General features: G+C 66.9%; 9 protein-coding genes. 2 read left to right on the top strand and 7 right to left on the bottom strand.

All coding sequences use genetic code 11. The features are described 5' to 3' along the window. Positions 1-28: 28 nt before the first annotated feature. The 3 genes from AB4Z55_RS25985 to AB4Z55_RS25975 all read right to left on the bottom strand — a co-directional run bounded on the left by AB4Z55_RS25985 (position 29) and on the right by AB4Z55_RS25975 (position 2,157). Entirely contained in the window at positions 29-433 is a 405-nt protein-coding gene (locus AB4Z55_RS25985; RefSeq protein WP_004021559.1) for an NADH-quinone oxidoreductase subunit A, read from the bottom strand. A 160-nt stretch (positions 434-593) separates the two neighbouring features. After that, a complete protein-coding gene (locus AB4Z55_RS25980) occupies positions 594-1,001 on the bottom strand; it encodes a hypothetical protein (RefSeq protein ID WP_004021560.1) in 408 nt (135 codons plus the stop codon). Positions 1,002-1,080: 79 nt separating this feature from the next. After that, positions 1,081-2,157: a D-alanine--D-alanine ligase family protein gene (locus AB4Z55_RS25975; protein ID WP_004021561.1), complete on the bottom strand. Its 1,077-nt coding sequence runs from the start codon at positions 2,155-2,157 to the stop codon at positions 1,081-1,083. Positions 2,158-2,230: 73 nt separating this feature from the next. Between AB4Z55_RS25975 and murF the strand changes: the two genes are divergently transcribed. Continuing rightward, the gene (gene murF, locus AB4Z55_RS25970; RefSeq protein ID WP_248644407.1) at positions 2,231-3,544 is read left to right on the top strand and encodes a UDP-N-acetylmuramoyl-tripeptide--D-alanyl-D-alanine ligase; all 1,314 of its coding nucleotides are present in this window, start codon (positions 2,231-2,233) and stop codon (positions 3,542-3,544) included. A 26-nt stretch (positions 3,545-3,570) separates the two neighbouring features. Here the strand turns inward: murF and AB4Z55_RS25965 are convergent, their stop codons facing one another. From AB4Z55_RS25965 to AB4Z55_RS25955, 3 genes are all read right to left on the bottom strand, one after another. Next, complete coding sequence (locus AB4Z55_RS25965) at positions 3,571-4,995, bottom strand: glutamate decarboxylase (RefSeq protein ID WP_248644408.1); 1,425 nt, start codon at positions 4,993-4,995, stop codon at positions 3,571-3,573. Between the two features lie 112 nt (positions 4,996-5,107). Then, positions 5,108-5,899, bottom strand: coding sequence for a MerR family transcriptional regulator (locus AB4Z55_RS25960; RefSeq protein ID WP_369520932.1), 792 nt, complete (start codon positions 5,897-5,899; stop codon positions 5,108-5,110). 66 nt (positions 5,900-5,965) lie between these two features. Then, the gene (locus tag AB4Z55_RS25955; RefSeq protein WP_051987100.1) at positions 5,966-6,472 is read right to left on the bottom strand and encodes a hypothetical protein; all 507 of its coding nucleotides are present in this window, start codon (positions 6,470-6,472) and stop codon (positions 5,966-5,968) included. A gap of 89 nt (positions 6,473-6,561) precedes the next feature. On the opposite strand from AB4Z55_RS25955, the gene tgt reads away from it, so the two are divergent. Next, positions 6,562-7,836, top strand: a complete 1,275-nt coding sequence (tgt, locus tag AB4Z55_RS25950; protein ID WP_101820737.1) for a tRNA guanosine(34) transglycosylase Tgt — start codon at positions 6,562-6,564, stop codon at positions 7,834-7,836. A 30-nt stretch (positions 7,837-7,866) separates the two neighbouring features. Here tgt and AB4Z55_RS25945 read toward each other — a convergent pair whose 3' ends face one another. Then, the gene (locus AB4Z55_RS25945) at positions 7,867-9,504 is read right to left on the bottom strand and encodes a DUF222 domain-containing protein (protein WP_369520931.1); all 1,638 of its coding nucleotides are present in this window, start codon (positions 9,502-9,504) and stop codon (positions 7,867-7,869) included. Positions 9,505-9,959: the final 455 nt, after the last annotated feature.

Genomic DNA, 9,959 nt, shown 5'->3' with positions numbered 1-9,959 from the left:
TTGTCGGGGTCGGATCGGTGAAAAGCTCTCAGTCCCAACTCAGTCCGCCGCGACGCCATTCGTAGGCGTAGGCGACGGACACGTTGACGATGAACAGGAGCATGGCCATGAGACCGAACCACCCGAGTGAGTCGAATGCGACAGCCCATGGGTAGAGGAACACGATCTCGATGTCGAAGATGATGAAGAGCATCGCGGTGAGGTAGTACTTGACCGGCACGCGCTGGATGGAGCCGGTTGCCACCGTGCCGCCCGCGGTGCGACGCGTCGGGTAGAGCAGGCTCTGTTCGACCGGCTCGATGCCGCACTCGTAGGGCTCGAGTTTGGCGCGGTTGTACCGTTTCGGGCCGATCGCGATGCCGATGAAGACGCTGAAAACGGCAAACGCCACGCCGATTGCCCCGAGGACCATGATCGGGACGTAGGCGTTCAAAGCGCGGACCCCTCCTCGCTTGTGGCGACCGGAGTGCACTTGTTCGGTGCGGCCGGCCCGGGTGTTCGTCCTATCCGCGCCGCCGGCCGATCTGGTCCGCCAGTACGAATGTAAGCTGCAACACAAGCCTAGGTGAGTGTGTGGCGCGAGTCACTGTTTTCTAGAGTTCGGCGTTTCCGATCATGTCGACGAACGCGCGTGGAAGGGCGATCGGGTCGACGGGCAGGACGGCCACGGCATCGGCGCGGGACCAGTCCGCGAGCCATCGGTCATCGGCGCGCCCGAGGAGGACGAGCACCGGCGGAGCGGGGTCGAGTTCGTCCTTCATCTGCTTGGCCAGGCCCATGCCGCCGGCCGGGGTGGCCTCGCCGTCGGCGATCACGGCATCGACGACACCGGCGTCGAGCTGTGCGAACACCATTGGGGCCGTGGCGACCTCGATGTAGCTGACGGGTGGGATGCCGGGATCCGGGTGGCTGCCGATCGCACCGATGACCTGGGCGCGGGTCTGCGCGTCGTCGGAATAGACCAGCACCCGCAGGGCCCGCGCAGACTGGGAGTGGGTCACGGGTGTGATGCTACAACCCGCCACCCTCCGGATCTGTGGAAAACATGCGGGCGCCGCGCGGCCGCCACGGAGCGCGGGGTCAGTGCTCGGTGGAGAACCCCACGCGGCGTCGGTGCACCTCGAGTGCGAAGGTGACCAGCGAATCGATCAGATCGGGGTAGGGAACTCCGGTCGCTTCCCACAGTTTGGGATACATCGACCCCGGGGTGAATCCCGGGATGGTGTTGACCTCGTTGAGCAGCCAGCCGCGGCCGGACTCCTCGTAGAAGAAGTCGACGCGGGCCATGCCGGAGCATCGCATCGCGGTGAACGTCTTCGCCGCGAGTTCGCGAACCTCGGCGGCCGCAGCGTCGGACACCGGGGCGGGGATGACCAGCTGGGCGGCACCGGTGACGTACTTGTCCTCGTAGTCGTAGAACTCGCTCCCCGGCTTGATCTCCCCCGGCACCGAGGTCTCGGGCGCGGTGTCGCCGAGAACGGCGACCTCGATCTCGCGCCCGGTCACGGCCTCTTCGATGATGACCACGTTGTCGTAGCGGAGCGCGAGATTCACCGCCGCGTCGAGTTCGGCCTCGTCGTGGGCCTTGGTGATGCCGACAGACGAGCCGAGGTTCGCGGGTTTGACGAAGACCGGAAGCCCCAGGGCGTCGATCGCCCGGCCGGTGATCGTCTCCGGGTCGTCGACGCCGTCGCGGAACTCGACCCAGCGGCACTGCGGGATGCCCGCCTGCTCGGCGACGATCTTCGCCATCGCCTTGTCCATGCAGACCGCCGACGACAGCACTCCCGCGCCCACGTACGGCAGCTTGAACAGCTCGAGCATGCCCTGGATGGTGCCGTCCTCGCCGTGCGGTCCGTGCAGAAGCGGAAGGACGACCGTGATGGCCTCGTCCGCGTGACCGCGCAGTTCGGTGAGCGGGTCGACGACGGTCCCGGCGACCTCGAGCGTGTCGGGGAGTGGCGTCCCGTCGGCGATGGCCGCGATCGCCTTGTCGTTGCGTAGCCAGGTCCCGTCCTTGGCGATGCCGATGGGGACCAGGTCGTACTTGTTCCGATCGGCCGCGGCCAGGACATGCGCGGCTGTGACCCGCGACACATCGTGCTCGGCGGAGACTCCACCAAAGAGGACCACCAGACGCAACAGCCGAGAAGACATGCCTGTCACGATACGGCCCTGTGCTCGTCGGCGGCTCAGCCGGCAGGGCAGGCCCGTCGGCTAGCGTGAGACCGTGCATTTCAGAGCGAGTGAGGTCGCGGAGGCCGTGGGCGGGGAGCTTCTCGGCCCCGACGTGCAGATCGACGGGGCGAGCATCGACTCGCGGAGCGTCCGGCCGGGACAGCTGTTCGTACCGATCGTCGCCGAGCGCGACGGCCACGACTTCATCCCGGCGGCCCTCGACGGCGGTGCCACCGCCTACCTCACGTCGCGAACCGATCCGGTCGGTGGGACCGCGATCCGTGTCCCCGACACCGCGCTCGCGCTCGCCGACCTCGGGCGGGCCGTCCGCGCCCGGATTCCCGACCGCGTGGTGGGCATCACCGGGTCTGTCGGCAAGACCTCGACCAAGGACCTGCTCGCCGGGGTGCTGAGCACCACCTACCGGACCGCGGCCAGCGAGAGGTCGTTCAACAACGAGCTCGGACTCCCGATCACCCTCGCGGCGGCCGCCGACGACGTGGAGGCGGTGGTCCTCGAGATGGGTGCGCGCGGGATCGGACACATCGACCTGCTGTGCTCCATCGGCAGTCCGACGGTCGGCGTCATCACGCGCGTCGAAGGTGTGCACCTGGAGCTGTTCGGAGACATCGAGTCCGTCGCGCGCGCGAAAGGTGAACTGGTGGAATCGCTCCCGGCCGACGGGATCGCGGTGCTCAACGCCGACCATCGGTATGTCGCCGCGATGGCGGATCGCACCTCGGCGCGCGTCCTGCGATATGGACTCTCGCCGGATGCCGATGTGTACGCATCCGACATCGTGATGGACGACGAGTTGCGCGCGTCGTTCCGACTGCACACCCCGTGGGGTTCGACCGACGTGCGGTTGGGTGCCCGCGGCGAGCATCAGGTCCCCAACGCGTTGGCCGCCGCGGCTGCGGGTGGGGGTCTCGGGGTCGCCGTCGACGACATCGCGACCGGCCTGCTCGGAGCGCAATTGTCCGGCCTGCGAATGGAACTCGCCACATCATCGAGCGGCGTCGTCGTGCTGAACGACGCCTACAACGCGAATCCGACGTCGATGTCGGCCGCGCTGCGGTCGCTGGCCGCCCTGGCCGCGACCCGACGCGTGGCGGTACTCGGCACCATGGCCGAACTCGGCGCCGATTCGGCGGCCCAACATCAGGCGATCGCGCTCGAGGCCCGAGACCTCGGGATCGAGGTCATCGCCGTCGCCGAGACCGGCTACGGCGACACCGCCCGGCACGTGTCCGACGTCGACGGCGTGACGGCCGAACTCGGCGCCCTCGACGAGGGGACCGCGGTCCTGGTCAAGGGCAGCCGGGTCGCCGCACTCGAACGGGTGGCGCAGGCGCTGCTGGACTGAGGTTTCGACAAGCTCAACCGGCAGGGTCAGTGGTGGAAGTGTGACCCGTCCCCTTCGCGAGGCATCGGGCTCTCGAGACGATTGAGGAAGTCGACCTCGGCCCGGATGTCGGCGATGAGGGCTCGGGCGAGGTCGTGACTCAGCCCGGCGCGCACGACGATTCGCTGGACGGTCAGGTCGGCGAGGTCGTCGGCCATCGGGTAGGCGGGTACCAGCCAGCCCTTCATGCGTAGCCGGTCGGACAGGTCGTAGAGATTCCAGTTCTCGCTGTGCCCGGCCTTCAGTTTCCAGGCGAAGACCGGAATGGTGTCGCCCTTGCTGACCAGCTCGAGACCGTCGATCTGGGAAATCTGGCCGGAAAGCCATTGCGCCACATCAAGAGAGCCCTGTTGGACCTGGGTGAAGCCGTCGCGGCCGAGTCGCAGGAACATGTAGTACTGCAACAGGACCTGGGCGCCGGGGCGCGAGAAGTTGAGCGCGAGCGTCGGCATGTCGCCGCCGAGGTAGGAGCAGTGGAACACCATGCTCTCCGGCAACGCGTCGGTGTTGCGCCACACGATCCATCCGACACCGGGATAGACCAGCCCGTACTTGTGGCCGGAGGTGTTGATCGAGACCACCCGATCGACGCGGAAATCCCACTCGAGATCCGGCTGGCAGAAGGGGGCGATCATGGCACCCGACGCCCCGTCGATGTGGATCTTGACGTCGAGGCCGGTCTCGGCCTGGATCTCGTCCAGCTTCGCCGCGATCGCGGTCACCGGCTCGTACATGCCCGTGTAGGTCTGACCCATGATGGCGACGACGCCGATGGTGTTCTCGTCCACGTACTTCTCGAGTTCGTGGCCGTCGAGCACGAGGTGGTCGGGGCTGATGGGCACCCATTTCGGCTCGACCTCGAAGTAGTTGCAGAACTTCTCCCAGCACACCTGGACCGCGGTCGAGAGAACGATGTTGGGGTTCTCGGTCGACTTGCCCTCGGCACGGCGTCGGGTCTGCCAGTGCCGCTTGAGGGCGAGTCCACCGAGCATGCACGCCTCCGACGAACCGATCGTGGAGGTGCCGATCGCGTTGTCGACGTCCGGGTTGTGCCACAGGTCGGCGAGGATGCGCCAGCACCGGTCCTCGATGGCCGCCGTCTGCGGATACTCGTCCTTGTCGATCATGTTCTTGTCGACGGTCTCCGCGTACAGCTTCTGCGCCTCGTCGTCCATCCACGTGGATACGAAGGTCGCGAGGTTGAGGCGAGCATTGCCGTCGAGCATCGCCTCGTCGTGGACGATCTGATATGCCGTCTCGGGCAACAACATCGAGTCACCCAGCGCGAACTTGGGGAGGTCGGTGGCCTCTCCATCGCGGGTGAAGACGGTGCGCAGGGTCATCGCATCGCCGATGTTGGTGGTGGCGCGGGCGCCACCGGACTGGTTGTGAACGCCCGGGTCGGTGGTCATGTGCACCGAAGTTAGTCGAACCGGACCACTTTCGGAGCGCTACGTGAGTGAACCGCCGACGCACGGTCGTCGAACTCATCCTCCGGCGTTCGACGACCGTGCCCGGCATCGGTCACTGTTGCGTCGCGTTGGCTCGGATCACCTCTCGCAGGTAGACGGCGAGCCCGGGCGCGTGTTCGTCATAGTGCTCGGTGAACCGCGGGTCCGCGACGTACATGTCGGCGAGGCAGACCTGCATGGCGTGGTCGCAGTCGTAGAAGCGACCGATCTGAGCCCGGTGCTCCTCGGCGAGCGCGTTGGCCTCCGCCGAACCGGGTGTCACGTCGCGACGCATCGCCTCGGCCAGACGGCGCTCGAGATCGTCGGTCTCGTCCTTGATCCGTTGCCAGTCCTCCTTGGAATACTGGGCGGTCCGCTGCCGGCTTTGTGTCCATGCCTCGGTGTTTCCCCAGCGTTCCTCGGCTTCGGCGGCGTACTCCTCGCCGGGCCAGTCGTCTCCGAAGATCTCGGCCTGGTCGGCCGCCGACAGGGTGATGCCCTTCTTCTTGGCGTTCATCATCTCCTCCAGTGCTGCGACCATCCGGAGCAGGCGATCGATCCGGCCGGTGAGGATCTCGCGCTGGGTATGGAGATGACTCAGCGGGTCCGCATCGGGGTCGTCGAGCAGGGTCGCTATCTGCTCGAGGGAAAAGCCCAGCTCACGGTAGGTGAGTACCTGGTGGAGTCGTTCGACGTCGGTGTCGTCGTACACGCGGTACCCGGCCGGCGTCCGGCCGGACGGCACCACCAGACCGATCTGGTCGTAGTGATGCAGGGTGCGGACGCTTACCCCCACCAGCCCGGCGACGACACCCACGGTCAGATCGCGGACGTTGTCGCTCTCGGTGCGCTTTTCCTCGCTCACGGGACCTACCCTGCTGCCTGACGTCGCGTGAGGGTCAAGTGTGGAGGGTTCGGGCTGTCGTCGTGTTCACGGTGCGAAGCCGATGACCGCGGTGCCCTTCTGACAGGCGGCGAGGACGCCCTCGAGTTGCGACGGCGCGCAGGTCCAGCCGGCGATCGACTGCTGCTGGCCGGTGGTGATCTTCGGTCCGTACTGGGTGGCGATGGTGCGCGCCGAGTCGCAGGCCACGTCGCCGGCGAGCACCATGACCCGCAACGAGCCGTCGGGGCCGGGGATCGTGCCGCAGGAGGTGTCGGAGTCGTCGGATGCGACTGCGCTGGAGGTCGGCGTCGACGACACGGGCTTGCGACCAGGGACCACCGGGGGCGACGTGGCGGGTTGTTCGGCCGACTGCGGTACGGACTCCGCAGCGCCGGCCTGGGTGGTCGACGAGGCGGTGGTCACGTCCTGTTCCGCGCCGCACGCCAGGAGCGTCGACATCGCCGCGGCGAGTCCGACGGCCGTCGCGGCGACCTTGATCGTTCGGCGAGGGCGGCTCGTGGTGGCACCGGTGGGACGAGTTCTGCGCGACATGGTTCCCCACGGTAGCGAATGGGGTGGCGCGCTCCGAACAGGTCATCGCCACCCGCGCCGGTTTGGGCGGGCGCGCTGGACCTGCGAAGATGCAGGACGTGAGCAGTACCGGAACCGAACTCGCCGACCCCACGTACGCCATCGGCACCACCCTGCCCGGCACCCGCGGGCGCACGGGGACGATCACCACGCCGCACGGGCCGATCCACACCCCGGCGTTCGTGCCCGTCGGTACCAAGGCGACGGTCAAGACGGTACTGCCGGAATCGGTCTCGGCCCTCGGCGCCCAGGCGGTGCTCGCCAACGCCTACCACCTGTACCTGCAGCCGGGTCCGGAGATCATCGACGCCGCGGGCGGGCTCGGCGCGTTCATGAACTGGCGAGGACCCACCTACACCGACAGCGGCGGATTCCAGGTGATGTCGCTCGGTGCGGGATTCAAGAAAGTCATCTCGATGGAGGCCACCGGCACCCCCGACGACGACCTGACCGCCAACGGCAAGGAACGGCTGTCGCGGGTCGACGACGACGGGGTGACCTTCAAGTCGCACCTGGACGGCTCGACGCATCGCTTCACCCCGGAGGTGTCGATGCAGATCCAACACCAGCTGGGCGCCGACATCATCTTCGCCTTCGACGAACTCACCACGCTGATGAACACCCGCGACTATCAGGTGAATTCGTTGGAGCGGACCCGGCTGTGGGCGATCCGGTGCCTCGACGAACACAACCGGTTGAGCGTCGAGCGCGCTCATCGGCCGCAGCAGGCCCTGTGGGGTGTCATCCAGGGTGCCCAGTACGAGGATCTGCGGCGCAAGGCGGCTCGCGACCTCGTCGCCCTCAGCGAGGCGGATCGCGGGGCCGGCGGAAAGGGGTTCGGCGGCTACGGCATCGGCGGGGCGCTCGAGAAGGACAACCTCGGCACGATAGTCGGATGGGTGAACGACGAACTGCCGGAGGACTCGCCGAAACACCTGCTCGGGATCAGTGAACCGGACGACATCTTCACCGCCATCGAGAACGGGGTGGACACCTTCGACTGTGTGTCGCCGACGCGGGTCGCCCGCAACGGTGCCATCTACTCACTCGACGGCCGGTACAACGTCACCAACGCCAAGTACCGCAGCGACTTCCGTCCGCTCGACCCCGAGGTCGAGAACTACACGTCGCAGTACAGCCGCGCATATCTGCACCATCTGTTCAAGGCGAAGGAAGGACTCGGCCCGACCCTCGCCACACTGCACAACGTGTCCTTCATCGTCACGCTCGTCGACCGGGCCCGCGAGGCCATCGAGAACGGCACGTACACCGAGTACCGCGACGAATTCCTTCGCCGCTATTACGGGGCGTCGCGCGACGCATGACTTCGCCCACCGCGTCGGTGACGGCGGTGTTCAGAAGGGCGGTGGGTTGGCGTCGTTCCAGCGTTTCTCGGCGCGCTGCTGGCGTCGGAAGTCGTTGTCGCGTAACCGTTTCAGTTCGGCACGGGCGGGGTGATCGGGTGGCCGTCTCGGGGCGAGTCGGTTGAACAGGTCCCGCCCGCTGAAGGCGTTGCCGACGAACATGTGCCCGGTGGGTGTGGTGAACCAGGCCGTCAGGAAGTCGTCCTGGTGGTCCTGCCAGCTGGTGAAGGTCTTGATTCGGTGGTGGAACCGGCACAGCGGTTTCAGATTGCGCGCATCGGTCGGTCCGCCGCGTCGTGGGTCGGTGTGGTCGAACGGGTCGGTGTGATCGAGATCGATCTGCCACACCGGCGCATTGCAGCCGGGGAAGGTGCAGCACAGTTCTCCTGCACGCACCAACGCCTGCAGCTTCTTCGATGGGGTGTATCGGGACGCCGGGTCGGTGGTTGCCACTGGCGGGCCGGCGTCGGCCGGTGCCGGCTGGATGTAGGTGCGTCGGGCTTCGGCGAGGAGGGTTCGGGCGGTGTCGGCGTCGACGATGCCGAGCCGGTCGAGGAACGCGGGGTCGTCGTCGAGGCCGATCAGCGTCGACAGGTTCACCACGATGTGAAAGGTCGCGCGCGGAGCCTGTGATGGCGACGGGGAGGCGGTCGGCCCGGGCGGGTCGGCGACTGGTGCCTCGTCGACACGACGTGTGTCGTCGATGTCCTGAACCGCTGCGTTGTCGGATTCGGTTGCGGCATTGGTGCAGTCGTGGCACTGGCAGGCGATCGACGTTTGGCTGCGGGCTAGTGCTTTGAGGGCGTCGGCGCGGCGCTCGGGCAAGGTTCGTGGATCGCCGGCGTGGACGTCGCCGGCCATCGACGAGAGGCGGGCGTCGAACTCGGCAGCGTCGGCGACGGGGAGCGTGCCGGAGATCCGGGACTGTCCGGGCGTGAACCGATCGGGGGTGACGGTCACCTTGCGGTCTTTGGTCACCCGTTCCTTGCGTCGCCGGATCGCCTCGGGTGCCCATGTCGCGACGATCGCGTCGACCATGGCGGTGAAGCGGGTGGTCGACATCGGTGCTCGGGCGAAGATCGCTTCGGCGAGGTGGGCGTCGACGGTCTGCATTTCTTCGTCGTCGGTGATCAGTTCGGTGCGCTTGAGGGCGATCAGGAAGCGGCGCTTGTCGATTCGACCGCAGGCGAGTGCGTGTCCGGTGAACGCGAGCCGGTAGCGCAGTGCGTCGCCGGCCTCGATGAGTTCTTTCGCTTCGGCCGGGGTGACCGTGAGGGTGGCGCCGACTTCGGCGATGGCCTGTTCGAGGCCGGTCGGGCCGAACTGCTCGTACGGGTTCTCCCCGGCGGCGACGCGTGCCGACAGGGCGTCGAAGGCTTCGATGGAGTCGAGTTCGCCGGTGTGCACCTCAGCGCGCCGCTGGGTGTAGTCCATTTCGCGTTCGTCGTGAATGAGACTGGCAACGGTCATCATTCGATACGCAGACGCGGCCGCCAGGCCGGCGCAATGATTCAAGACCTCGACGAGTTCGGCGGCGGAGAGTTCATTGTCGGGACGAAGGCGCGGTTCGACGGAGTGCTGTGATGGGTCCACCGATGTGGTGGATCCGGCCCCCGCCCCCGATGACATGACTCCACTGTACTCGAATATGTGTTCGAGTCAAGGGAATTCCGCGGGTTTTGGCTACGAGTTGACCTATGCGACCCCGGTGCGAGGGGTTGAACGCGGGCCCGTTGTCGGAGAGCAGTCGCCGGGGTGCGCCATGGGCGGCAAGGCCTTGTCGAACACGGTGATCGCGGCATCGGTGGTTTCACCGGAGGACACATGCGAGCCCACCGCGCGGTGCATCATCAGGCCACTGTGAGATTGCTGGCCGCACAACAGGATCGATGAGTTCGTTGACAGTCATCGCCTGGGCATCGACTGTCGCACCTCGAACTGAGACCACGGTGACGGTGTGGGAACACAAGAATCGGGCGCGTCGGCTCCCTGTGGCAGTCCCGGTAGTACCTGGCGTGAAGTCGAGGTGGTGCGCACACTGAAACGACGTCTCGGCCACGCGCCGTACAGGGTTACCTGAATAC

This window comes from Gordonia sp. ABKF26 (genome assembly GCF_041103195.1).
Taxonomy (GTDB): Bacteria; Actinomycetota; Actinomycetes; order Mycobacteriales; family Mycobacteriaceae; genus Gordonia; species Gordonia terrae.
Note: the sequence above shows the minus strand (reverse complement) of the source record. Positions and strands in the feature narration are given on the sequence as shown.

Coding starts and splice junctions, on each gene's coding strand:
- AB4Z55_RS25965 (WP_248644408.1), bottom strand. CDS start 4,995: ATGACCACCGACCCGGGCGTTCACAACCAGTCCGGTGGCGCCCGCGCC.
- AB4Z55_RS25975 (WP_004021561.1), bottom strand. CDS start 2,157: ATGTCTTCTCGGCTGTTGCGTCTGGTGGTCCTCTTTGGTGGAGTCTCC.
- AB4Z55_RS25955 (WP_051987100.1), bottom strand. CDS start 6,472: ATGTCGCGCAGAACTCGTCCCACCGGTGCCACCACGAGCCGCCCTCGC.
- AB4Z55_RS25945 (WP_369520931.1), bottom strand. CDS start 9,504: ATGTCATCGGGGGCGGGGGCCGGATCCACCACATCGGTGGACCCATCA.
- tgt (WP_101820737.1), top strand. CDS start 6,562: ATGCAGGACGTGAGCAGTACCGGAACCGAACTCGCCGACCCCACGTAC.